Annotated in this window: 21 protein-coding genes and 1 tRNA gene; 6 read left to right on the top strand and 16 right to left on the bottom strand. The window is 71.5% G+C overall.

The window, feature by feature from the left end; translation table 11 throughout:
• Window positions 1–7: 7 nt before the first annotated feature.
• The 3 genes from AC4BEG_RS11120 to AC4BEG_RS11130 form a co-directional block, all read right to left on the bottom strand.
• A complete protein-coding gene (locus tag AC4BEG_RS11120; protein WP_490705719.1) occupies window positions 8–1,846 on the bottom strand; it encodes a tetratricopeptide repeat protein in 1,839 nt (612 codons plus the stop codon).
• A gap of 181 nt (window positions 1,847–2,027) precedes the next feature.
• Window positions 2,028–2,101: transfer RNA gene (locus AC4BEG_RS11125), tRNA-Met, on the bottom strand.
• Between the two features lie 68 nt (window positions 2,102–2,169).
• Window positions 2,170–5,127 (bottom strand): UPF0182 family membrane protein, encoded by a 2,958-nt coding sequence (locus tag AC4BEG_RS11130; protein ID WP_490707057.1) that lies wholly within the window; start codon window positions 5,125–5,127, stop codon window positions 2,170–2,172.
• Window positions 5,128–5,264: 137 nt separating this feature from the next.
• Here AC4BEG_RS11130 and AC4BEG_RS11135 point away from each other — a divergent pair, with 137 nt between their 5' ends.
• On the top strand, window positions 5,265–5,828 hold the full coding sequence (locus AC4BEG_RS11135; protein ID WP_490705720.1) for a PPA1309 family protein: 564 nt from the start codon (window positions 5,265–5,267) through the stop codon (window positions 5,826–5,828).
• Between the two features lie 84 nt (window positions 5,829–5,912).
• Here AC4BEG_RS11135 and AC4BEG_RS11140 read toward each other — a convergent pair whose 3' ends face one another.
• The 4 genes from AC4BEG_RS11140 to AC4BEG_RS11155 form a co-directional block, all read right to left on the bottom strand.
• On the bottom strand, window positions 5,913–7,001 hold the full coding sequence (locus AC4BEG_RS11140) for a YlbL family protein (RefSeq protein WP_490705721.1): 1,089 nt from the start codon (window positions 6,999–7,001) through the stop codon (window positions 5,913–5,915).
• 62 nt (window positions 7,002–7,063) lie between these two features.
• The gene (locus tag AC4BEG_RS11145) at window positions 7,064–7,243 is read right to left on the bottom strand and encodes a hypothetical protein (RefSeq protein WP_490705722.1); all 180 of its coding nucleotides are present in this window, start codon (window positions 7,241–7,243) and stop codon (window positions 7,064–7,066) included.
• 219 nt (window positions 7,244–7,462) lie between these two features.
• On the bottom strand, window positions 7,463–7,924 hold the full coding sequence (locus AC4BEG_RS11150) for a molybdenum cofactor biosynthesis protein MoaE (RefSeq protein ID WP_490705723.1): 462 nt from the start codon (window positions 7,922–7,924) through the stop codon (window positions 7,463–7,465).
• Window positions 7,925–8,039: 115 nt separating this feature from the next.
• The gene (locus AC4BEG_RS11155) at window positions 8,040–9,149 is read right to left on the bottom strand and encodes an SDR family oxidoreductase (RefSeq protein ID WP_490705724.1); all 1,110 of its coding nucleotides are present in this window, start codon (window positions 9,147–9,149) and stop codon (window positions 8,040–8,042) included.
• 191 nt (window positions 9,150–9,340) lie between these two features.
• Here AC4BEG_RS11155 and AC4BEG_RS11160 point away from each other — a divergent pair, with 191 nt between their 5' ends.
• Together AC4BEG_RS11160 and AC4BEG_RS11165 are read left to right on the top strand one after the other, a co-directional pair.
• Window positions 9,341–10,798 (top strand): zinc-dependent metalloprotease, encoded by a 1,458-nt coding sequence (locus AC4BEG_RS11160; RefSeq protein ID WP_490705725.1) that lies wholly within the window; start codon window positions 9,341–9,343, stop codon window positions 10,796–10,798.
• Window positions 10,795–11,322: an NUDIX hydrolase gene (locus AC4BEG_RS11165; RefSeq protein ID WP_490705726.1), complete on the top strand. Its 528-nt coding sequence runs from the start codon at window positions 10,795–10,797 to the stop codon at window positions 11,320–11,322. The genes AC4BEG_RS11160 and AC4BEG_RS11165 overlap by 4 nt, the downstream gene beginning before the upstream one ends.
• A gap of 100 nt (window positions 11,323–11,422) precedes the next feature.
• Here the strand turns inward: AC4BEG_RS11165 and AC4BEG_RS11170 are convergent, their stop codons facing one another.
• The 4 genes from AC4BEG_RS11170 to AC4BEG_RS11185 form a co-directional block, all read right to left on the bottom strand.
• Window positions 11,423–12,178, bottom strand: coding sequence for an AIM24 family protein (locus AC4BEG_RS11170; protein WP_490705727.1), 756 nt, complete (start codon window positions 12,176–12,178; stop codon window positions 11,423–11,425).
• Between the two features lie 16 nt (window positions 12,179–12,194).
• Entirely contained in the window at window positions 12,195–12,878 is a 684-nt protein-coding gene (locus tag AC4BEG_RS11175) for an AIM24 family protein (protein WP_490705728.1), read from the bottom strand.
• 11 nt (window positions 12,879–12,889) lie between these two features.
• Entirely contained in the window at window positions 12,890–14,662 is a 1,773-nt protein-coding gene (locus AC4BEG_RS11180; protein ID WP_490705729.1) for a TerD family protein, read from the bottom strand.
• A 171-nt stretch (window positions 14,663–14,833) separates the two neighbouring features.
• Window positions 14,834–15,463 (bottom strand): M48 metallopeptidase family protein, encoded by a 630-nt coding sequence (locus AC4BEG_RS11185; protein WP_490705730.1) that lies wholly within the window; start codon window positions 15,461–15,463, stop codon window positions 14,834–14,836.
• 246 nt (window positions 15,464–15,709) lie between these two features.
• Between AC4BEG_RS11185 and AC4BEG_RS11190 the strand changes: the two genes are divergently transcribed.
• Both AC4BEG_RS11190 and AC4BEG_RS11195 read left to right on the top strand, forming a co-directional pair.
• Entirely contained in the window at window positions 15,710–16,813 is a 1,104-nt protein-coding gene (locus tag AC4BEG_RS11190) for a TOMM precursor leader peptide-binding protein (protein WP_490705731.1), read from the top strand.
• Between the two features lie 74 nt (window positions 16,814–16,887).
• The gene (locus tag AC4BEG_RS11195; RefSeq protein WP_490705732.1) at window positions 16,888–18,375 is read left to right on the top strand and encodes an ABC1 kinase family protein; all 1,488 of its coding nucleotides are present in this window, start codon (window positions 16,888–16,890) and stop codon (window positions 18,373–18,375) included.
• Between the two features lie 18 nt (window positions 18,376–18,393).
• Here AC4BEG_RS11195 and AC4BEG_RS11200 read toward each other — a convergent pair whose 3' ends face one another.
• The 5 genes from AC4BEG_RS11200 to AC4BEG_RS11220 all read right to left on the bottom strand — a co-directional run bounded on the left by AC4BEG_RS11200 (window position 18,394) and on the right by AC4BEG_RS11220 (window position 22,215).
• Window positions 18,394–18,591 carry a hypothetical protein gene (locus tag AC4BEG_RS11200; RefSeq protein WP_490705733.1) on the bottom strand — a complete coding sequence of 66 codons (198 nt, stop codon included), beginning with the start codon at window positions 18,589–18,591 and terminating at the stop codon, window positions 18,394–18,396.
• Window positions 18,592–18,718: 127 nt separating this feature from the next.
• Window positions 18,719–19,030, bottom strand: a complete 312-nt coding sequence (locus AC4BEG_RS11205; protein ID WP_490705734.1) for a putative WhiB-interacting protein — start codon at window positions 19,028–19,030, stop codon at window positions 18,719–18,721.
• A complete protein-coding gene (locus tag AC4BEG_RS11210; protein ID WP_201871441.1) occupies window positions 19,027–19,389 on the bottom strand; it encodes a WhiB family transcriptional regulator in 363 nt (120 codons plus the stop codon). Before AC4BEG_RS11210 ends, AC4BEG_RS11205 begins: the two co-directional genes overlap by 4 nt.
• Window positions 19,390–19,504: 115 nt before the next feature.
• Window positions 19,505–19,777, bottom strand: a complete 273-nt coding sequence (locus AC4BEG_RS11215; RefSeq protein WP_490705735.1) for a hypothetical protein — start codon at window positions 19,775–19,777, stop codon at window positions 19,505–19,507.
• Window positions 19,778–19,947: 170 nt separating this feature from the next.
• On the bottom strand, window positions 19,948–22,215 hold the full coding sequence (locus AC4BEG_RS11220; protein ID WP_490705736.1) for an ATP-dependent DNA helicase UvrD2: 2,268 nt from the start codon (window positions 22,213–22,215) through the stop codon (window positions 19,948–19,950).
• Window positions 22,216–22,478: 263 nt separating this feature from the next.
• Here AC4BEG_RS11220 and AC4BEG_RS11225 point away from each other — a divergent pair, with 263 nt between their 5' ends.
• Window positions 22,479–22,721 carry a mycoredoxin gene (locus AC4BEG_RS11225; RefSeq protein WP_014054756.1) on the top strand — a complete coding sequence of 81 codons (243 nt, stop codon included), beginning with the start codon at window positions 22,479–22,481 and terminating at the stop codon, window positions 22,719–22,721.
• Window positions 22,722–22,846: the final 125 nt, after the last annotated feature.

A 22,846-nucleotide genomic window follows, 5' to 3' on the forward strand; every position in this document is an offset into this window, starting at 1 on the left:
CTCCCGCCTACGCCGTGAGCTCCTGTTGCAGCGCGTCCCGCAGCCGGGCCGCCCGCTCGGCGACCTCCGCGGGCCCCAGCTCGACCGCCCGCGCACACCACCGCTGCCCCTCGGACAGCGCACCGCGACGGGCCGCCAGCAGCGCCAGCCGCAGCGCGGCGCGGCCGTGTCCGGCCCCGGCCGCGCGCGTCCACCACAGGGCGGCCTCCGGCTCGCTGCCCTCGCGGGCCAGCAGCAGCCCCAGGTTGAACGCGCCGTTGCTGCTGCCCGCCTCGGCGGCCATCCGGTACCAGCGCGCGGCCTCGACCACATCGCCCCGGGCGGCGGCGAGCATGCCCACCCGGACCTGGGCGCGGCGGTGGCCCTGGCGCGCCGCCCGCTCGTACCACTCCTCGTACTCGGGGACGGTGCCGTCGTCGGCCGCCGGGGCCGGGAACCGCGTCCCGGACGAGGTGCCCAGAGCGGTGCCGGTGGCCGTGGGGTCACCGCCGACCGCCGAGCGGTCGAGCAGCGCGGCCAGCTGGAAGGCGGCCTCGGCGCTGCCGCCGCCCGCGGCGCAACGCAGATGGCGCTCGGCGGCCTGGCCGTCGCCGTCCCGCAGCAGCGCGACGCCGACCTGGAGCGCCGCCTCGGTGTGCCCGGCCGCGGCGGCCCGCTCGTACCACTGCCGGGCCGCGTGCTCCTCGTCCCGGCCCGTGTGGAGGATGCCCAGGTTGAACGCGGCGTCCACGCTGCCCGACTCGGCCGCCTTGGAGAACCACGGCTCGGCGCCCGCCGCGTCGCCCCGTTGCAGCAGCAGGACGGCGACCGCGTTGGCGGCCTCGCGGTGCCCGGCGTAGGCGGCGCGGCGGTACCACTGCTCGGCCTGGGCGGTGCGGCCCTGCTCCGCGCAGAGCAGACCGAGGTTGTACGCGCCGTTGATGTCGCCCCCGTCGAGGGCGGCGCGGTACCAGCGCTCGGCGGTCTGGGTCTCCCCGCGGTCGGCGTGCAGCGCGCCGAGGGCGTTCGCCGCGTTGCCGTCGCCGTCCTGTGCGGCGCGGTGCCACCAGACGGCGGCGCTGTCGGTGTCACCCGCGTCCCGCAGCAGGAAGCCCAGCGCACAGGCGGCACGGGCCTCGCCGTCCTTGGCCGCCGTCAGATACCAGCGCCCGGCCTCCTGGGCCTCACCGCGCTTCTCCAGCAGCGTGCCCAGGTGCAGGGCGGCGCGCCGGTGGCCGCGCGCGGCGGCCTGCCGGTACCACTGCTCGGCCTCCTCCGGTTCGGCCTCGGCGCCGCCCCGGCGCGGCTCGCCCTCGGCCGCCGCCTCGTCCTGGTGGTGGTCGAGGATGCGGGCGAGCCGGTAGGCGGCCTCGCGGTGGCCGCGCTCGGCGGCCGTGCGGAACCAGCGCTCGGCGCCGATGTCGCTGCGGTGCTCGAGCAGATCGGCGAGGGCGTACGCGCCCAGCGTGTGGCCGGACTCGGCGGACTGGCGCAGCCAGTACTCGGCGGCGGGCTCATCGCCCCGCTCGCGGTGGTGGCGGCCCAGGGCGTGGGCGGCCGCCGCCGATCCGGCGACGGCGGCGATCCGCCACCAGCCGGCCGCCTCGTCGGCGTAGCCGCGCTGGTGGAGGAGGACGCCGAGATTGTTGGCAGCCGCGCGGTCGCCCTCGGCGGTGGCACCCCGCAGATACGGCTCGGCGCCGTCGAGATCGCCACGGCGCAGCAGCAGCGCACCCAGTGCGCTCATCGCGGCGGTGTCGCCCGCTTCGGCGGCGCGGCGGTGCCGGGTCTCTTCCTCGGCATCGTCATGCGTGTGCGCAAAACGCCCTGTCTCCAACAGACTGACCCTGTCCCCCATATATCCCATCGTGACATCACTCGTATCCGGCGTACACCTGGTATACCGCAGCCGAGGAGGTCACTTCAGCGTTTTGTCGACTTGCCCACAGAGAGACAACCCAAACGCTTGTATCCGTGTTCCCCGAGTGGACACTCACCGAACACACAACAAGGCCCGGATCCTTGCGGATCCGGGCCTCGTGTGTCAGTAGCGGGGACAGGATTTGAACCTGCGACCTCTGGGTTATGAGCCCAGCGAGCTACCGAGCTGCTCCACCCCGCGCCGTTGTGCGGCTACCGTATCACGGCGCGGGGATCGGCCGCTCCTCCGTTCTCCCAGGTCGGCGCGGGTCAGCCGCCCTTGCTCCCGGCGCTCTGGCTCTTCGGCTCGTTCTGCTTCCCGTCGTCCGGCTGCTGGTTCTTCCCGGCCTTCTCCTGGGCCTTGGCGGCCCGGTCCAGCGCGTCCTTCAGATCGTCCTGGGCCCGGCCGTAGGCCTCCCAGTCCTGCGGCGACTCCTGGAGCGCCTTCTGACCGGCTTCCCACGCCTTGTCGGCGTCCTTCAGGGCCTGCTGGAGCGTCGGGTTGGAGCTCGACGGCGGCTTCTCCCCGCCGTCGTCACCGGAGGGCGGTTTCTCACCGCCGTCGCCGGACGACGCTCCGAACACCGCGTCCAGCGCCTCGCCCAGACTGTCCTTGAAGACGGGCTCCTTGCCGTTGTACGAGACGCCCACCTTCTTCAGCAGCGGGTAGTTGGCGCTGCCGCCCCGGGCGTACACCGGCTCGATGTACAGGAAGCCGCCGTTGAGCGGGACCGTGAGCAGATTGCCGTACTCGATGTCGGAGTCGGTGCCCCGCAGGTTACGGACGAACTCGGCCACTTCCGCACGCCCGTTGAGCTTGCTCTGCACCTGTTGCGGCCCCGGCACATCGCTGGTGACCTTCAGCAGTCTTATCGTGCCGTAGTCCTTGCTGTTGGCATCGGCGTCGACCGACATGAAGGCACCGAGGTTGGGCCGGCCGCTGGGCGTGAAGGTGGTGGTCAGCGAGAACGTCTGGTTCTGCTGACCGGGCATCTTCATGCTCAGGTAGTACGGCGGAACCGCGTTGCCCTCCTCGCGCTGGGTCGGGTCGTCCGGGACCTGCCAGGCGTCACTGCCGCTGTAGAACTGCTTGGGGTCGGTGACGTGATAGCGGGTCAGCAGCTCGCGCTGGACCTTGAACAGGTCCTGCGGATACCGCAGATGCTCCATCAGCTCGCCGCTGATCTCGCTCTTCGGCTTGACCGTGCCCGGGAACGCCTTCTCCCAGGTCTTGAGCACCGGGTCCTTGCTGTCCCACTCGTAGAGGTCGACCGAGCCGTCGTAGGCGTCGACGGTCGCCTTCACCGAGTTCCGGATGTAGTTGACCTTGTTCTGCTGGGCGACCACCGAGCGGTCGCCGTCGCTCAGCGAGTCGGCCGTGCTGTCACCCAGAGTCGTGCGCGAGGCGTACGGATAGCCGTTGGTCGTGGTGTAGGCGTCCACTATCCACTTGATCCGGCCGTTGACCACCGCCGGATAGGCGTCACCGTCGATGGTGAGCCAGGGCGCGACCTTCTCGACGCGCTCCTTGGGCGTGCGGTTGTACAGGATCCGCGAGCCCTCGCCGATGGCTCCCGAGTACAGGATCTGCGGCTCGCCGAACGCCACCGCGTAGGCCGCGCGGTTGACCGGGTTGGAGAGACTCACCCCGCTCTTGCCGCGGTAGCTGGTGGTCTTCTCGCCGTCGTCCTCGTAGTCGAGCTCCTTCTGGGGCCCGCCGACGATCGAGTACTGGTCGGTCTTCTCGCCGTAGTAGACCTGCTGGCGATAGGTGGGGAGCCGACCCTTGGTCGGCAGTCCGGCCTCGGTGAACGCCGGGGCGCCCTCCTGGTCCGCCTGGGGGTCGGGGTTGGTGCCCTTGGCCGCCACCACACCGTAGCCATGGGTGTAGGTGAAGTGGTCGTTGATCCAGTTCCGCTTGGGGATGCCGTCGAGGTTGAGCTCGCGCACACCCACGACGGTGTCCTGGTCCTTGCCGTCGGGACCCTTGTAGCGGTCGACGTCCAGGGTGGAGGGGAACTGGTAGTACTTGCGCTTCTGTTCCAGCTGCTGGAACGTCGGCGAGACGACGCTCGGGTCGATCAGCCGGTAGCTGGCGGTGGAGTCCGCGACCTGCCGCAGCTTGGCGCCCTTCGCGCCGCCCTTGTCGTCGGTCTTCCCCGAGTAGTCCGCCACCTCGGAGTCACCGATGCCGTATGCCTTGCGCGTGGCGTCGATGTTCTTCTTGATGTACGGCGCTTCCTTGGCCTGCTCGTTCGGCTGGACCTGGAACTTCTGCACGATCGCCGGGTAGAGCCCGCCGATCAGGACCGCCGAGAGCACCATCAGCCCGAAGCCGATCACCGGAAGCTGCCAGGTGCGCCGCCACAGGGTGGCGAAGAAAAGCACCGCGCAGATGGCCGCGATGCAGAACAGGATGGTCTTGGCGGGCAAATACGCCTGGGCGTCGACATAGCGCAGCCCGGTCCAGTTGTCCGTCGCCTTGAAGTCGCTGGACTTCACCGCCAGGGCGTACCGGTCCAGCCAGTACGCGACGGCCTTGAGGGCGACGAACACCCCCATCAGCACCGAGAGATGGCCGGTGGCCGCACCTGTCGCGCGGGCGCCCGGGCTGGTGATCCGCAGGCCCCCGTAGAGGTAGTGCACCACGGCGGCGGCGATCAGGGAGAGCACCGTGGCCGCGAAGCCGAAGCTCAGCAGAAAGCGGTACCAGGGCAGATCGAAGGCGTAGAACGCGACGTCCTTGTGGAACTGCGGGTCCTTCTGACCGAACGGCACCCCATTGACCCACAGCAGCCAGATCCGCCACTGACCGGCCGCCGAGGCGCCCGCGATCAGACCGACCAGCGCGGTGACCGCCAGCAGCACCCACTTCTTGAACGGGGCGATGCCCATCCGGTAGCGGTCGAGGCTCTGCTGCTCCAGGGACATCGCGCTGAGCGGCGGCCGCAGCCGGTGCGCCAGCCAGATGTTGAGCCCCACGGCCACGGCCATCAGCACGCCGAAGACGGCGAACAGCCCGATCTTGGTCTTCAGTGTGGTGCTGAAGACGGAGGAGTAATGAAGCGAGCGATACCAGAGCCAATCCGTCCAAAACCCGGCAAACATGACAAAGAGCATGGCCAGCACGGCCAGTACGCCCAGGGTCATGAGCAGGGTCCGGACACGCCGGGACGGTCGGCCGACTCTGATCCGCGGTCCCGTCGGGCCCCCGCCGCGGTCCGGCATCTGGAAAGCCAAGGTGCGCACCTCGAAGTTCGCTGTCGGTATGTACGGGCCCGGATACAGGAGGGCCCACCTGATGCAACTTACTCAGGCTTTACTCAGTTCCCGTTTCCGGGTCCGATCAGGGCACGATATGCACCATGTCCAACGCAACCCCCGGAAGCGCCCCGATGGCCGCCAATCCGCTGACCCGAGCCGTCCTCGAGATCGACGAGTACGCCTCCGGGCTCGGCTGGGACCAGCCCGCCCGGCTCTTCGCCCTCGTCGACACCGCCCGGCTACGCACCCAGGAGCCCGGCCTGGCCGCCCAGCTCGGCCTTGACGAGCAGGGTGGGGAGACCACCTCGCTCACCCCCATCGAGCAGGACGAACTGCCCGCGCAGACCCCGCTCGACGAGTTCCTCGCCACCATCGCCTGGCCCGACGCGGTGATCGGCTGCGCCATGACCGTGGAGCGGCTGATGCTGCCGCCGTCCGCCGAGAACGCCGTCCCGGAGGGCATGAACGAAGCTCAGCTGGCCTCGTGGGTCGCCGGTCACCCGGACCGCCAGGAGGTCCGGATGACGGTCGCGGTACTGCGGGACGGGGAGCGCGAGTCGGCCGTACGGCTGCGCGAGAAGGACTCCCCCACCGAGGTGCTGACCGGCGCCGGTCTGGTGCCGGGACTCGCGGAGGCGCTGAGCGCCACCTTCGCCACCGACTGAGGGGACCCGCCCGGCGCCGGGGCGGCGCCCGCGGAGCGCCGTCTCAGCTCGCTCCCGGCGCGCTCCGGCCCGGTCCGGCCGCCGTCAGCTCGTCGTGCACGCCGGCAGACCGGCGGTGTCGCCCTGGCGGATCTTCTTCAGGGCCTTCAGCGCGTCATCGATGGTGTGCACCTTCACCAGCCGCAGACCGCCGGGGACGTCCTTGGCCGCGGCCGCGCAGTTCTCCTTGGGCGTGAGGAAGTAGCGCGCTCCGGCCTCGCGGGCGCCGATGGTCTTCATCTGGATCCCGCCGATGGGGCCGACCACGCCCTTCTCGTCGATGGTGCCGGTGCCCGCGATGAACTTCCCGCCGGTCAGATCGCCGGGCGAGAGCCGGTCCACGATGCCCAGCGCGAACATCAGACCCGCGCTCGGCCCGCCCACGTCTGCCAGCTTGATGTCGATCCGGAACGGGAAGGTGTAGTCGTTCCCGGCCGTGATGCCCACGATGGCCCGGCCGCCCTTGGCCTTCGTGGTGGTCACGGTGACGCGCTTCTCACCGGAGGGCTTCTCGCCGCGCTTCTCCGCCGCGGCGACCGCCTTGGCCGGAATCACCGAGAAGACGACCTTCTGACCGGGCTTGTGCTTGGTGACCAGCTTGGCGATGTCCTCGGGGCCGCGCACCGCGGTGCCGTCCACCGACTTGATCACATCGCCCGCGTGCAGCCTGCCCTGGGCGGGGCTGCCCTTGCCGACGGTGCCGACGATCACCTGCGAGGAGACGGGCTTCTTCAGCGCCCTGAGGGCGGCGACCTTGGCGGCCTCCTGGGACTGGGTGAACTCCTCGGCGTTCTGCTGGTTCACCTCGTCCGGCGTCTTGTCGTCCGGGTAGAGGGTGTCGTGCGGGACCACCACGTCGTCGTGGGCCAGCCAGCCGTACACGGCCTCCACGAGGTTCATCTTGTACTCGGAGCCGGTCACGCGGACGGTGGTCATATTGAGGTGGCCGCCGGTGGTCTCACAGCCCTTGTGGCCGGAGATCTGCAACACGCACTCGCCTTTGTGCTCACCCAGGGTGTTGTACGTGGGTCCCGGTGACATCTCCGCGTAGGGCACCGGGAGCAGCAGACCGGTGCACATCAGCGCGATCAGCATCAGGAGGGAGGCGAGCATCGTCGCGGTGCGGCGTGGCATGGAACGACAGTACGGGACGCGTGCGTCCGTCCACCCCTGGGGCCGTCCGTACGAGTGCGGCTTCAGGCGGCGTCCGAATGGGAGTGCTGCCGCTCCATGGCTTCGCGGAACCTCGCGTACCCGGCCAGTTCTTCGACGTCTCCCCCGCTTGTCCGCTTCGCGGCGCGAGCGGCTATGCCGGCGTATATCGCCGCGGCTATCGCCGCGAGTACCGGAATGAGCAACCAGAGCAGCACGCCCACAGCGGCCTCCCGTCCCCTCGTAAGACCCGCGACCGGAACCGCGACTGACAGATGAGCAGATTAATCCTCCGCTCCGTCAACGCTCGGGGCAGGGTGGGGGTTACGCAAGTGGAGTACACCCTTCCGTGTCCATCGCGCATCAGAGACGCGTGTGCCCGCTCGTGCGCCCCTCATGCCCTGCCGGGACACCCCCGCGGCACCGCGTTCGGATCCGTGGGGTCACTCGGCCCCGACCCACTCCTCGGTGCCGTCCGCGAAGGTCTGGTGCTTCCAGATCGGGACCTCGCTCTTGAGGTCGTCGATCAGACGGCGGCAGGCGGCGAACGCCTCCGCGCGATGGGGGCAGGAGACGGCCACGACCACGGCCAGATCACCGATCACGAGATCGCCGACCCGGTGCACGGCGGCCAGCGCGCGCACCGGGAAGTCGGCCACGACCTTCTCGGCCACGCGGCGCAGCTCGGCCTCGGCGGTCGGATGGGCGGAGTAGCCCAGGGCACCGACCTCCGCACCTCCGTCGTGGTTGCGCACGGTGCCCACGAAGAGGGCCGTGCCGCCCGCGGCGGCGTCGCCGACGGCCCCGAACACCTCGTCCACCGACAGCGGGGTGTCACGGACGGCGAGCAGACGGATGGGGTCGGCGGCCGCGCATTCGCCGGGGTGATCGTACGTAGGTGCCATGCCGTCCATCGTGCCGCACCGTCCCGTCGCCACGGAATGCCGGATAGCGGAAAGCGTTTTCCGAACGCGCCCTCTGAGCATGCCGGGCTCGTCGGACTCGCTCATGCGCCTCCGGTCAGGCCCGGCGGCGCGCCTTGCGGGCGCGGCGCACGATCGCGGCGGTACCCACCAGGGCCACGGTCGCGCCCGCGGCGCCGAGCGTCGTGGCGTCCTTGCGGCCCAGCCGCCGCCCGGCGACCGTATGGCGTCCGGCGACCTCCTCCAGCAGCTCGGCGAGGACCTCCTCGTTGGTCCACCGCGGCCGCCAGCCCGCCGCGTGCAGCCTGCTGCCGCTGACCGCCCAGGGGTGCATGGTGTACGCGAGATCACCGGCCGGGGACGGGGTCAGGCCCAGCCGGTGGAGCCGGGAGGCGGCGCCCAGGGCGACCGCCGACGGCAGCTCCATGCGCCGGATGCCGGACAGCTCCTCGACCTCCTCCTGCTCCAGCCAGCCGTCGCAGCCGACCGCGAGTTCGCCCTCGACCTTCTCCAGGGCGGCGTACTCCAGCGCGCTGACCAGGTCCTCCACATGACAGAACTGCCAGGTCGGGCGGGATCCGGCGACCACCAGCAGCCGTGGCGACTCGAAGTAGCGGGTCAGCGCGGTGTCCGTGCCACCGACCAGGATCGCGGGGCGCACCACGGTGACGTTCAGCCCCGGGTGCGCCCGGGGCGCGCGCTCCCCGAGCCGTTCGATCTCCAGCAGGTCGCCGACGCCGGTGGCCTCGGCGGTGGCGCGCAGTTCCGCGTCCTCGGCCAGCGGTACGTCGTTGTCGGCCAGGGCCCCGTAGACCATCGCGGAGGTGCACAGCACCACCCGGTGCACCCCGGCGGCCGCGGCGGCCGTCAGCACGGTCTGGGTGCCCCGCACGTTGTACGCGGTGCGGGCGGCGGAGTCGGTGCCCAGATCGAGGTCGACCGCGAGGTGGACCACGACATCCGCGCCGCGCAGTTTGTCGGCGATGGCCGGATCGCGGACGTCCAGCACATGCCAGTGCGCCTCGCTCACCTCTCCGCGGCGCTCGTCGATGGCGAGCACCTGCTTGATCTCGTCGGACTCCGTGAGCCGCTGCGTGAGCAGGGCGCCGGGGCCCGACGCGGCTCCGGTGACCGCCACGACGGGGCGTCGTGCGGTACGGGCCGTATCGTTTCGCGCAGCGCGAACTTCTCGGTCTGGGGAACTCACCGGGCGTCTCCAGTGGTTGTCTTCAGTACGCAGCGCGGTCACGCGTACGTACCAGGTGACGTCCATCCTGCCGCAGGGCGGCGATCAGCGAAGCACCGAGCCCGCAAACCGGCGAGGTGTCTAGGCTGGGTGGTGATGTCGGGCATCCGCCGCCGGCCCGGGGCCGGTGGCCCAACGAGCCGAGGAAACCCGTGAGTGACACCCCATTCGGATTCGGCCTTCCGCCGGAGGAGCCGGAGGACGGCGACGACGGCAAGAAGAAGGGCGGCCAGGGCGGCGATCAGGGCCCCGCGAATCCCTTCGGGTTCGGCGGCGGCACGGGCGGAGCGGGCGGCGCGGAGAATCCGTTCGCCGCGATGTTCGGCTCGCTGAACCCCAATGACCTGGGCGCCGCCTTCCAGCAGCTCGGGCAGATGCTCTCCTACGAGGGCGGCCCGGTGAACTGGGACATGGCCAAGGACATCGCGCGGCAGACTGTCGCCCGCGGCACCGCCGACGGCACCAAGGACGAGAGTGTGGGCCCGGCCGACCGCGAGGCGGTCCAGGAGGCGGTGCGGCTGGCCGACCTGTGGCTGGACGGCGTCACCTCGCTGCCCTCGGGCTCCGGCACCGCCGTGGCGTGGAGCCGCGCGGAGTGGGTCGAGGCGACCCTTCCAGTTTGGCGCGATCTTGTCGATCCGGTCGCCGAGCGGGTCGGCGCCGCGATGGGCGATGTGCTCCCCGAGGAGATGCAGGCCATGGCCGGCCCGCTGCTGGGGATGATGCGCTCCATGGGCGGCGCCATGTTCGGCACCCAGATCGGCCAGGCGCTGGGCGTGCTGGCCGGTGAGGTGGTCGGCTCGACCGACGTCGGGCTGCCGCTCGGCCCGGCGGGCAAGGCCGCGCTCCTCCCGGTGAACATCGCGGCGCTCGGCTCCGGCCTCGGCGTCCCAAAGGAGGAAGTGCGGCTCTACCTGGCCCTGCGCGAGGCTGCCCATCAGCGGCTGTTCTCGCATGTGCCGTGGCTGCGCTCGCATCTGTTCGGTGCCGTCGAGGGCTACGCCCGCGGCATCAAGGTCGACACCGCCAAGCTGGAGGACGCGGTCGGCCAGCTCGACCCGACCCACCCCGAGCAGCTCCAGGAGGCGCTCCAGCAGGGCATGTTCCAGCCGGAGGACACCCCCGAGCAGAAGGCCGCCCTGGCCCGTCTGGAGACGGCTCTGGCGCTCGTGGAGGGCTGGGTGGACGCGGTGGTGCACGCCGCCGCCGCACCCCATCTGCCGTCGGCCGACGCGCTGCGCGAGACGCTGCGGCGGCGCCGGGCGAGCGGCGGGCCGGCCGAGCAGACCTTCGCCACCCTGATCGGTCTGGAGCTGCGCCCGCGCCGGCTGCGGGACGCCTCCCGGCTGTGGGCCTCGCTCACCGACGCCCGCGGTATGGAGGGGCGCGACGGGCTGTGGGAGCACCCCGACATGCTGCCGACCGCCCAGGACCTCGACGACCCCGACGGCTTCGTCCACCGCGAGCAGCTGGACTTCTCCGAGCTGGACAAGATGCTCGGCGAGGCGGCGGGCGGCGGCGAGCGGCCCGGCGGCGCGAGCGGTGACCGTGGTCCGGACGAGGGCCCTCAGGAGGGCCCGGACGAGCGACGGGACGACAGCGGCCGTTGAATCTCCACAAGGACGCGGCGCGGGTCCTCGAAGCGTGGTCCGCGCCGGACGCCGCCCAGGAGCGGCTGCGGCTGACCTACGGCGATCATCTGGCCACCCATCCCGACGGTATGTGGAAGGCGTGCCGGGACGGGCACATCACCGCGAGCACCCTGGTGATCGACCCGCCCCATGAGCGCGTACTCCTCACCCTGCACCGGAAGTTGCGGATGTGGCTGCAAATGGGCGGCCATTGCGAACCGCAGGACGCCACCCTGGCGGACGCGGCGCTGCGCGAGGCCACGGAGGAGTCCGGGATCGCCGGGCTGACACTGCTGCCGGGCGGGCCGGTGCGGCTGGACCGGCACCACACCCCGTGCGCCTGGCATCTGGACGTGCAGTACACGGCGCTGGCCCCGCCGGGCGCCACGGCGGCGATCAGCGATGAGTCGCTGGATCTGCGCTGGTTCGGCTACGACGAGGTGGCGGACGTGGCCGACGAGTCGGTGCGCCGGCTGGTGGACCGCGCCCGCGCGCTGGTCTGACCCCCGGGCGTACGACGACGGCATACGAGACGAAGGCGGCATACGAGAAAGCGGCCGCGGACCCGAGTGTCCGCGGCCGCTTCGTCGTCGGTGACCGCCGTCAGTTGCTGAAGATGTTGCCCTGATTCTGTCCCCGAGCGCCCTGCTGGCCCATCCCGAACTGGGCGGCCACACCGCCGCCGACCACCGCGTTCTGCGGCGGCAGCAGCTCGCTGGGCTGGACGAGGGCGTAACCCTGGCCGAGGAAGCTGAGCTCCCAGCCCTCCCCCGTGTTGCCGCGCCGCCGCCACACCCCCGAGGAGTGCGTCTGCGCCTGCATCTGGACGCGCAGCGAACTGGACCAGGCGACGATGGCGTCCGCGTCGACATTGACATACTTGTCCGGCGTGACCTGGAGCATCAGCGGCTGGCCGGAGGTCATCAGCGCGACCTTGCCGCGCCCGGAGATGTTCAGGTTGTACTTGCCGGAGCCGGAGATCCCGTACTGGCTGTCGACCGCGATCGTCTCCCAGTGCAGGGTGGAGTCCAGCGCCAGGACATAGGCGCTGTCGACGGTCAGCCCCTCACCCTCGACGTCCACCACATGGACGTACTGGGCGAGGTTGGCGAGGTAGACCGTGCCCTGCCCGGAGCAGCGCATCAGGTCCAGGCCCTCACCGACGGCACGGGAGCGCCGCTGTCCCGGCGTCTGGTACTCGCCGTCGAACTCGATCAGCCCCTGGTAGGCGACCATGCTGCCCTTACGGGCGAGCACATCCTCATGGCCGCTCAGGGCGACCCGCAGCAGCTGCGGGTTCTGGAGCGCGTAGCGGTCCTGGGTCTGGGCCTCGGTGAAGGCGAAGAGCGGGCTCTGCATGGTGTCTCTCTCCCCCTCAGCCCCGTGCCCGGAGCCGGTCGGTGCTGTCCTCACTGGGCTGGACGACGACGAAGCCCTGTCCGGAGAAGCCGAGCTGGTACGCCTCGCCGCTGCCCCGGCCGATCAGGGAGGACGCCTTGAAGCTGCGCTTCCCCTTGACCTTGAGACCGGTGGACCAGGCGACGAGCGCGTCCGGGTCCACATAGGTCTCGTCCTCGCCGCGTCCGCAGTCGACGACGATGGGTGTGCCGCGGGAGGTCAGGGCGACCCAGCCGGTACCGGAGACGCCCACGTTGAACAGGCCCTGCCCGGCGAACTTGGCGATGCCCTTGACGCGTTCGACACCCCACTGGAGATGTGCGTCGAAGGCGAGCAGATTGGTGCCGTTGACCGAGAGCGAGTCGCCGCCCAGGTTGATGCAGACGACGTTGGCCCCGTAGTCGGCGAGGTAGAGCAGTCCGTCGCCGCTGCACCGCATGAGCGGTGCACCCTCGCCGGTCAGCCACTGGGAGGCCATCTGGCGCACGGCGGGCGGGTTCGGCTCGTACTGGACGAAGCCCTCGTAGGCCACCATCGAGCCGGTGCGGGCGAAGAGGTCCTGGCCGCTCTGCATGGCGACCTTGAGCATGCTGGCGCCGTGGTTCTCCATGCGGGCGGCGACCGGCGCGGGCGCGTAGCCCGTGATCAGTTGCTGGTCCATGACGGTTGCCTTCAGACCTCGTAGGGCTGGACGACGATGAAGTTGCCGGGCGCACCGCGGAATTGGAGGTTCACGGTCTCCCCGCTGTGGCCGGGGTAGGCGGCCCGACGCAGCCGCACCTGGCTGGAGATGATCACCTGCGAACCCGCGGACCACGCCACGATGGCGTTGCTGTCGGCGAACGTCGTCGGGGTGACCGGGAGGACGACCGGAGTGCCCTCGGTCTTCACGATGACGGTGCCGGTGCCCTGGAACTGCATGGTGAACAGCGCGCCGCCGGGAATGCCGTGGCCCTCGATCCGGCGGACCTCGTGCTGGAGCGACTCGTCGAAGGCGAGCACGCTCTCGGCGGAGACACAGATCGCGTCGCCCTGGAGCTCGATCGGGTGGAGCTCGGCCGCGTTCTCGGCGAGGAAGACCTGCCCCTGGCCGGTGCAGCGCATCAGCTGCATCTCCTGGCCGGTCGCGTTGCCGACGATCCGGCCGCGGAACCCGGCGCCCTTGTAGCTGAAGTCGACCTTGCCCTGGTAGAGCACCATGGTGCCCTGACGGGCCAGCACCGGCTGACCGCCGACGCCAAGGTCGACCCGCATCAGCCGCGGGTTCTGCGGGGTCCAGCGCGGCCCGGTGGGCGCCTCGCGGTACTGGGCCAGCGCGGCCTGCACACCCGGTGCGCCGCCCTGGCCCTGACCCTGCGGAACGCCCTGTGGAGCGCCCTGCGGCTGGCCGTACGGGCCCGGCTGGCCGGGGTACGGCTGCGCGGGAGGCTGGCCGTACGGGGCGGGCGCGTGCGGCGCCTGGCCGGGCGCCTGGCCGCCGAACTGCGGCTGCTGGCCGGGGAACTGTCCCGGCGGACCCGGCGGGGGCGCCTGGCCCGGAGGCGGTGTCTGGCCGGGCGGCGGCACCTGGCCGGGCGGCGCGATCGGCGCGGCGATGGTGGGCGCCCCGTGCATCTGCGGCGAAGCGGGCGCGGGCTGCGGCGGGGTGTGCTGTGCCGCGGGCGCGGGCTGCGGAGGAGTGTGCTGCGGCGGCGCCTGGGGCGCCGGCTGCGGGGGCATCGCCTGCGGCGGCATTCCCTGGGGCTGCGTTCCCTGGGGCGGTGTTCCCTGGGGTGCGCCGAAGGCGGGGGCGGGCTGCGGCTGCTGCGGGGCGGACGGACCACCGGCCGGGGGCGAGAAGCCCGGGGCCGCGGCCGCCTGGCCGGGAGGCGCGAAACCGGGCGCGCCGCCCTGGGCGGGCGCGGGTGCGGGCTCCTCTTCGGCGACCTCCCCGCCGAAGTTCTTGAGCAGCGCCTCGAGTCCGCCGTCGAAGCCCTGGCCGACGGCGGCGAACCGCCAGACGTCCTTCAGATAGAAGTCGCCCAGCATCACCGCGCGCTCGGTGCTGAACTCCGCGCCGGAGAAGGCGTACCGGGCCACCTCCTCGCCGCCCGCCACGATCCGGATGTAGCCGGGTCCGATCTGCGACATCTGGCCCGCGCCGTCGAGGGTCGCGGTGAAGGAGAGCTTGTGGATGGAGGACGGGATGGAGTCGAGGGTGACGCGGAACGACTCGGTGTCACCAGCCTGGGCACCGAGCTGCTGGATCGCTTCTTCAGGAGATTTGGGCTGGTTGAAGAAGATGAAGTAGCGGTCGTCCGACAGCCGCTCGTCCGCGTCGAGGCCGAAGCAGCTGATGTCGAACGTCAGGCCGGGCCCGGCGACCTGCACACCGATGTACAGATCCCTCCCGGCCGTCAGATCACTGATCTTGGCCTTGTGGCCGCGCTGGAATTCCCTGGCCATACGTAACGACCGTCCCCCATCCCGAAACCGGTGAGTGCATTGCGCGCCAGGCTAGCCGCTGCCGCCGACTATGAGCGACGCCGGGGAGGCGGGGTCCGGTTCCGTTGTGCTGATCATTCCCGGTTCCGGGTCCGGCCCGTTGCCGGCCCCCGGCGCGGACTGTTGGCGGATTCAGGTGCGTTCGTTGCCCGATCCGGACAGATGCGGCAGCCGTCCCGCGGCCACCACGCCCTCGAGGTAGCCGCGCGCCCGCTCGGTCCGCGGATAGGACTCCAGCAGCCGCCAGAAGCGCGGCCCGTGACCGGGCACCAGAAGGTGGGCCAGTTCGTGGAGGAGGACATAGTCCACGACGTACTCGGGCATGCCCTGGAGCCGGTGGGAGAGCCGGATGCTGCCCTCGGCCGGGGTGCACGAACCCCACCGGGTGTTCTGGTTGGTGACCCAGCGGACGGTGGCGGGCCGGGCCCGGCCGTCGAGGTACTGCTCGGACAGCCACTCGGCGCGGGCCGCCAGCTCGGCGTCGCCCAGCATCCTCTTGCTCTCCTGCGCCGCCAGCTTGTCGAGCATCACCGTCACCCAGCGCCGCTCCTCCGCCTCCGACATCCGGGCGGGGATGAGGACGACGGTGCGGTCGCCCTCGCGGTACGCGGAGACCGTCCTGCGCCGCCGGGTGCTCCGGCGGACCTCGACCGCGCTCGCGCCCGAGCCGCGGTCCTGCGGGCTCGGGGCGGTGCGCGGGGCTCCGGTGGCGCTGTGCGCGGGGGGCTCCCCAGCGAAGCGAGGGGAAGGGTCGGCGGGCACGCCCCGACGTTACCCGCTGGCGTGCGGGGAAGTCCCACCCCTCACCCGGTCCTCACCCGGTGGCGGAACGAACCACTCCAGCGTGTGCACGGCTTGTACGACTATTGCCGCCGCCTGTGGACAACGCTCGGCGTGGAGGGTGGCACCGGTCGCATGCTGGGGCAGTCCGAGGGCCGCGCACCGGCACGGCCCTCGGCGGATGAACGACGGACCGACGGGGGGACGACCATGCGTTGCGCACATCCGATGCTCAAGCCCGCACTGCGGCGCGGCTGGCGGAGCCGGGACACGGTGCAGTTCGGGGTGGCGCGGGCCCATGCGGTGGTGCTGGGCCCGCTGGACACCGCGACGGGCAGCTTTCTTGATCTGCTCGACGGCACCCGGGGGTTGCCCCTGCTGCGGCAGGAGGCCCAGACCCTCGGACTGCCGGAAGGGCGGGCCGACGCACTGGTGGAGCGACTGACGGCGGCCGGTCTGCTGGACGAGCCGAGGGACGGCGGGGAGCCGGCCGCGGCCCTGGACCGGCTGCGGCCGGACGCGGCGGCGCTGTCGGTGCTGCACCGGCAGCCGGGGGCGGCGGCCCGGCTGCTCGCCGCGCGGCGCGCCACCCGGGTGCAGGTGCGGGGTGCGGGGCGGGTCGGTGCGGCGGTCGCGGCCGCGCTGTCCGCCTCGGGCGTCGGGCTGGTCGACGTGGTGGACGGCGGCTGTGTCGAGCCCTGGGACGTGGCACCCGGCGGACTGTCGGCCGAGCAGATCGGAGAGCGGCGGGAGGTGGCCGCCCGGCGTCTGGTACGGCGCTGTGCGCCAGGGCCCCGGCCGCGGCGTCCCCCGGTCCCGTCGAGTGAACCGGGGCTGGCGCTGGTGGTGATCGCCCCGCGGGACGGCCTCGCCGCCTACGCCCCGGATCCGGCACCCGCCGAGCCGCTGTCAGCGGCGGGGATCCCCCATCTGTATGCCGGGGTGCTCGAGGCTACGGGGGTGGTGGGGCCTCTGGTGGTGCCGGGCTCCACCTCATGTGCGGGGTGTCTCGCGGCGGGCCGCGCGGAGCGGGAGCCCGCCTGGCCCCGGATGCTCGCGCAGTGGCGGTCCGGCCGCCGCCGGTCCGCGCCCGCCTGTGACACGGCGCTGGCCGTGATGGTCGCCGGGGTCGCGGCGGCGCAGGCGCTGGCGTTTCTCGACGGGCGGGCTTCCCCGGTCGCGGGCGCCCGCTGGGAGTTGGCGCTGCCCTCGCTCACCGGGGAGCTGCGGGCGGTCGAAGCGCAACCCGGGTGCGCGTGCGGAGCGGCCGCACGGCAGGATGCGGAATATGTCTCGGCCACAGAGGCACCGCACGCGACAATGTCCGGGTGACCGGCGTCCACGAGTGGGCGACGGGGGTCTGGGGGACCTCCCCCGGAATGGCTCAGCTGTAGTTGGAGGGGCGCATGTCAGATCTGCCGCGCAAGGCGATCACCCGAACCGCCAAACTCGCGGCGCTGCCTTTGGGATTCGCGGGGCGCGCCACATGGGGGCTCGGGAAGCGAATAGGGGGGCGACCGGCGGAGCGGGTCGCGCGTGAGGTCCAGCAGCGAACCGCCGAGCAGATGTTCAAGGTGCTCGGCGAGCTCAAGGGCGGGGCCATGAAGCTGGGGCAGGCGATGTCGGTCTTCGAATCGGCGCTTCCCGAGGAGATCGCCAGGCCGTACCGGGCAGCCCTGACCAAGCTCCAGGACGCGGCGCCGCCCATGCCCACGCACACCATCCACGCCCAGCTGGCGGAGCGGCTGGGGGCTGACTGGCGGGAGCTGTTCCAGGAGTTCGAGGACAAGCCCTCGGCCGCGGCCTCGATCGGCCAGGTGCACCGCGCGGTCTGGCACGACGGGCGTGCGGTGGCGGTCAAGGTGCAGTACCCGGGGGCGGGCGAGGCGCTGCTGTCGGACCTCAACCAACTGAGCCGGTTCGCCCGGGTGCTGGGGCCTCTGGTGCCGGGGCTCGACCTCAAGCCGCTGATCGCGGAGTTGCGGGACCGGGTGGCCGAGGAGCTGGACTACGAGCTGGAGGCCGAGTCCCAGCGGGCCCATGCCGCCGAGTACACGGAGGACTCGGAGATCGTGGTGCCCGAGGTGGTGCACCAATGCGACCAGGTGCTGATCAGCGAGTGGATGGAGGGGATACCGCTCTCCGAGGTGATCTCCGAGGGCGAGCCCGAGCAGCGGGACCGCGCCGGGCAGTTGCTGGCGCGCTTCCTGTTCTCGGGGGCGTCCCGTACCGGGCTGCTGCACGCCGATCCGCATCCGGGCAACTTCCGGCTGCTGCCCGGTGACGCCCCGGACGGGCCGCCGGAGGAGTGGAAGCTGGGGGTGCTGGACTTCGGCTCGGTGAACCGGCTGCCGGAGGGGCTGCCCACCCCCATCGGTGTCGCCCTGCGCATGGCGCTGGAGGGTGACGCCAAGGGCGTCTATGCGCTGATGCGCGAGGAGGGGTTCTTCAAGCCCACCATCGATGTCGACCCGGACGATCTGCTGGAGTTCCTGCTGCCGATGCTCGAACCGGCGCAGGCCGACAGCTTCCTCTTCGACCGGACGTGGATACGCGGCCAGGCGGCGCGGGTGGCCGACCGCCGTTCGCCTGTCTACGAGCTGGGCAATCAGCTCAATCTGCCGCCGTCCTATCTGCTCATCCACCGGGTCACGCTGAGCACGATCGGGGTGCTCTGCCAGCTGGGCGCCACTGTGCGGCTGCGGGATGAACTGGAGGCATGGGTGCCCGGCTTCGCCACCGACCCGGAGGACGACACGGCCGAGGACATGGCCGGGGACGTGGCCGAGAGTACGGCCGGGGACGTGGCCGAAGGTGCGGCCGAGGACACGGTGGAGGCCGAAGCCGGGAGCGGGACGGCGGCGGAGACCGAGGCCGCGGAGACCTCGGCCTGAGACTCCGGGCCCGGGCCGTCACCACCAGGGGGAGTCGAGCCGTCCTTCGATCGCTCTGAGATTGGCGCGGGCACAGTCGTCGCAGAAGTAGCGGCGGGCGCCGTTCTCGACGGAGCAGGTCCAGGTCGGCGGCGTACCGTCGGCATGAGCGCCGCAGCGGGCGCAGACGAGAGTCATGGTGTCCGATCGCACCGGTTCCGATGTCTTCTGGTCCACCCGGCGACGATAACTCCGCCGCCCCCGGCGCGGCGGGCAAGCACGCCCTCTCACCCCCGTCCGGGGGGGAAAGCCGAAGGGCCGGTCCGATCGGACCGGCCCCTGGCGTTTCACTGCGTTGCGTTCCTCAGTACATGACCGCCATGGCCAGAGCACGGCGGGCACGGAGCGAGGCACGCTCGGCCTTGCGCTGCATCCGGCGGGCGGCAACGAGGCGGAGGGCCCTGCGTTCGGACTCAGCCTCGTGCAGCCGCTCGTGCATATGCGCACGAGCCAGCGCTTCTGGGATGAGTTGCATCTCTCGGTTCCTTGTCTGGCGCGACTCGGGCGCGCCCGAAGTACGGGGTGCGGGGGTTTCGGAGACCGGTGGGGTCATCGTCGGGACCTGATTCTTGGGGTCGTGCGTCGCTGGGCGATCGATGGTGCCGATGGTGCTCATGCTGTGACCGGGTTCTTACGCGGACGGCCACGCGGCCGCTTGCGGGCTACCACTACGCCCTGGACGAAGAGCTCGCCGCCCCAGACACCCCAGGGCTCACGGCGGTCTTTCGCCCCGGCGAGGCAGGCCTCACGCAGCGGGCAGGTCTGGCAAAGGGACTTCGCGTACTCGACGTCGGCCGGGGACTCGGCGAAGAAGACCTCCGGGTCGTAGGAGCGGCACGGTACGGCGACACCCAGGTTCTCGATGGCCTCATCGAGTTCGGTGAGGGCGCTGAGCGGGGTCAAGGAGTCCTCCGGAGAGTCAGGCGGGCGGTTCAGGTCGGTGGCTGCGGACGGGGCGTGCGCGTTGAGTTGCACGGTGGTGTGTTCCTCGTCTCTTGGTCCGGCTGGTGGCCGGGCTCTGGCAAATCAAAAGGGCCGCGGATCCCGGTGTGGGTTCCGCGGCCCTGGAAGGTGCCGACCTGATCCTGGATCAGGCTGGATAACTCCAGGGTTCGAGCCTGCGGAGGGCCCACTTCTTGTGCTGGTGCTGCTGCATCGTCCGGGATCCGGCACCGTTGGCTGCTTCGGCCGCAATGGCATAGGCATTCGCCGCTGCCGCTACCGCAGGTGCCTCGATCGGTCGCTCACTGAGACGCGCCGCCTTGGCCCCGGACAGACCGGCGCCAGGCAGGGCAGAGCCGAGCAGGCAGGTGGCGACGACCGAGCGATCGGTCATTTTGATGGTGTTCATGAAGCTGATCATTGGTCTCCGCCTCCTCTCGGCGTCTCAGGGACCGGTCTGGACCAGTCCGGGCTTATTCAGTACAACACGGATTCCTCGGTTCCCGGAAGGGCCGTTGTCTCCGTGCTCGGAAGGCTATGGGTACCTGCTCCGCGCGCGCAAACTATTTTTCCGTCGAGTTCCGTGGTGGGTCACCCGGTTGGGTTTCCCACGGCCCCGTCGTCCCCCTCGCCGTCGCGTGCCAAGGGGAGTTCCTGGCCCGCGCACAGCGCGAGAACATCGGCACCGAACCTGTCGAGCTTCCGTCGTCCGACACCAGAGATGCCGGAGAGCTCCGATTCGGTTCCCGGAACCGCCTCGGCAATCGCGAGCAGTGTCTTGTCGGTGAAGACGCAATAGGCCGGCTGCCCCAGCAGCCCGGCCTGCTCGGCTCGCCAGTCGCGCAGCCGCTCGTAGAGCGCCTCGTCCAGCTCACAGGGGCAGCCCTCGCAGCGCATCAGCTTCATCTCGCCCGCGTCGGTGAGGGTGCGGCCGCAGACCCGGCAGTGCACCGGGCCACGTCGGCGGCGCGCCGCACCGCCGACGGCCGCGCCGCCCACGCCGCGCTCGGCTCCGCCGCCTCCGCCCGGCAGCCGACCGGAGGCGGCTCCGGAGCCCGGCCGCAGCCCGTTCAGGAAACGGGTGGGGCGACGGGAGGCGCGGCCTCCCGGAGTGCGGGAGAGCGCCCAGGACAGGCTCAGATGGCGGCGGGCCCGGGTGACGCCCACATAGAGGAGCCGGCGCTCCTCCTCGATCTGCTCATCGGTCTTGGCGTAGGTGATCGGCACCATGCCCTCGGTGAGACCGACCAGGAACACGGCGTCCCACTCCAGGCCCTTGGCCGCATGAAGTGAGGCGAGAGTCACACCCTCGACGGTGGGCGCGTGCTGGGCGGCGGCCCGCTCGTCCAACTCCGCCACCAGATCAGCCAGTGTGGCCCCGGGCCTGGCCCGGACGAAGTCCTCGGCGAGCCGGACCAGGGCGGCCAGCGACTCCCAGCGGTCGCGCACCGCGCCGGAGCCCGCCGGGGGCTCCGGGCTCCAGCCGCGGGTGCTCAGCACCGCGCGCACCTGGGACGGCACATCCTCGTCGGTGAGGGCCGGGTCGGCGCTTCCGGCGCGGGCGGCGCCACGCAGCAACAGCCCCGCCTCGCGCACCTCGGGCCGCTCGAAGAACCGCTCGGCGCCGCGCATCTGGTAGGGCACCTGGGCATCGGCCAGCGCCTGCTCATACAGCTCGGACTGGGCGTTGACCCGGTAGAGCACCGCGATCTCGCTCGCCGGGACCCCACCGCCGCCCTCCGCCACCGGCTTCATCAGCTCACGGATCCGGCGGGCGGTGGCCTCGGCCTCGGCGGGCTCGTCCGTATGGGCGGCATAGACCGGCTCGGGGCCGGGGTCGCGCTGGGAGACCAGCTCCAGCCGGTGCTCGGCGGCCCGCCCGCGGGCCTGGGTGAGCAGCCCATTGGCCAGATGGACCACCTGCGGGGTGGAGCGGTAGTCACGGACCAGCTTGACCACGGTGGCACCGGGGTGGCGGGCGCGGAAGTTCAGCAGATGGTCGGGGGAGGCGCCGGTGAAGGAGTAGATGGTCTGGCTGGCGTCGCCGACCACGCACAGACTCTGGCGGTCGCCGAGCCACAGCTCGAGCAGCCGCTCCTGCAAGGGGCTGACGTCCTGGTACTCGTCGACCACGAAGTGCTGGTACTGACGGCGCACCTGATCGGCGATGTCCGGCCGCTCCTGGAGCACCCCGACCGTGAGCAGCAGCACATCCTCGAAGTCGATCACACTGCGGTCGCGCTTCAACTGCTCATAGGCGGCGTAGATCCGGGCGATCTCGGCGGGATCGCGCGGGGCCTCCCGGCCGGACTTGGCAGCCGCGGCCGGATAGTCCTCGGGCACCGTCTGGGTGACCTTGGACCATTCGATCTCGCCGGTCACATCCCGCAGCTCATTGCGGTCCAGCCGGACCCGGCCACGCGCGGCGGCCTCGGCGACCAGCTGCACCTTGCGCTCGAGTAGCCGCGGCACCTCACCGCCCACCGCCTTGGGCCAGAAGTACTGGAGCTGGCGCAGGGCCGCGGAGTGGAAGGTGCGCGCCTGCACCCCGCCCGCGCCGAGCTGGCGCAGTCGGCCGCGCATCTCCCCCGCCGCCCGGTTGGTGAAGGTGACGGCGAGCACACTGGCGGGCTGGAGGATGCCCGCCCGCACCCCATAGGCGATCCGGTGGGTGATCGCCCGGGTCTTGCCGGTGCCGGCCCCGGCCAGCACGCACACCGCGCCGTGCAGGGCCGTCGCCACCTCGCGCTGCTCGGGGTCGAGCCCCTCGAGCACCGCGTCGGCATCACGCGGTGTGGCCGCGTAGGCGCTCGGCGTGGGGCCCTGCGGGAAGAGAGTGGAGGACGTTGCTGCTGTCACCCCGCCATGCTGCCAGTTCCCCTGGGACCCCCGTGCCGGTTGTCCACAGCTGTGGGGCCGCGGTCGTATTTATCCCGGGGGACGTGTTTATCCCGGGGGACGTGTTTATCCCGGGGGACGTGTTTATCCCGGGGGACGCGTCCCGGGGCTTACCCGGGGGATTCCCGGGGTCCCAGGAATCCCAGGAGTCCACGGGAATGACCCGAGGATGTCGAACGTTCTCTCACTGCCCACCCCACCGACCGTCGAGGAGAGCGAAACCGATGTCCGGCACTGTGACGATGTACAGCACCACGTGGTGCGGCTACTGCCGCCGCCTGAAGGGCCAGATGGACCGCGAGGGCATCGCGTACACCGAGATCAACATCGAGCAGGACCCGGAGTCGGCGGCCTTCGTCGAGAAGGCGAACGGCGGCAACCAGACCGTGCCCACCGTCCTCTTCCCGGACGGCTCGACGCTGACCAACCCCTCGCTCGCCCAGGTCAAGGCGAAGGTCGGGGGCTGACCCCGGACTCGGCTCCGGACTCCGACGAGCCCGTCCCCGTGCCCCGGGCCGGCTAGGTCCTGTCCTGTCGGTCTTCGTGGATCAGGCCGCGGCGTCTGGTGAGGGGGCACCTCCCAGCGGTAGCG

It is taken from the genome of Streptomyces sp. JLBJ103, from assembly GCF_058215575.1.

Coding starts and splice junctions, on each gene's coding strand:
- AC4BEG_RS11195 (WP_490705732.1), top strand. CDS start 16,888: ATGTCAGATCTGCCGCGCAAGGCGATCACCCGAACCGCCAAACTCGCG.
- AC4BEG_RS11130 (WP_490707057.1), bottom strand. CDS start 5,127: ATGCCGGACCGCGGCGGGGGCCCGACGGGACCGCGGATCAGAGTCGGC.
- AC4BEG_RS11140 (WP_490705721.1), bottom strand. CDS start 7,001: ATGCCACGCCGCACCGCGACGATGCTCGCCTCCCTCCTGATGCTGATC.
- AC4BEG_RS11120 (WP_490705719.1), bottom strand. CDS start 1,846: ATGGGATATATGGGGGACAGGGTCAGTCTGTTGGAGACAGGGCGTTTT.
- AC4BEG_RS11150 (WP_490705723.1), bottom strand. CDS start 7,924: ATGGCACCTACGTACGATCACCCCGGCGAATGCGCGGCCGCCGACCCC.
- AC4BEG_RS11190 (WP_490705731.1), top strand. CDS start 15,710: ATGCTCAAGCCCGCACTGCGGCGCGGCTGGCGGAGCCGGGACACGGTG.
- AC4BEG_RS11175 (WP_490705728.1), bottom strand. CDS start 12,878: ATGGACCAGCAACTGATCACGGGCTACGCGCCCGCGCCGGTCGCCGCC.
- AC4BEG_RS11225 (WP_014054756.1), top strand. CDS start 22,479: ATGTCCGGCACTGTGACGATGTACAGCACCACGTGGTGCGGCTACTGC.
- AC4BEG_RS11135 (WP_490705720.1), top strand. CDS start 5,265: ATGTCCAACGCAACCCCCGGAAGCGCCCCGATGGCCGCCAATCCGCTG.
- AC4BEG_RS11170 (WP_490705727.1), bottom strand. CDS start 12,178: ATGCAGAGCCCGCTCTTCGCCTTCACCGAGGCCCAGACCCAGGACCGC.
- AC4BEG_RS11180 (WP_490705729.1), bottom strand. CDS start 14,662: ATGGCCAGGGAATTCCAGCGCGGCCACAAGGCCAAGATCAGTGATCTG.
- AC4BEG_RS11205 (WP_490705734.1), bottom strand. CDS start 19,030: ATGAGCACCATCGGCACCATCGATCGCCCAGCGACGCACGACCCCAAG.
- AC4BEG_RS11215 (WP_490705735.1), bottom strand. CDS start 19,777: ATGATCAGCTTCATGAACACCATCAAAATGACCGATCGCTCGGTCGTC.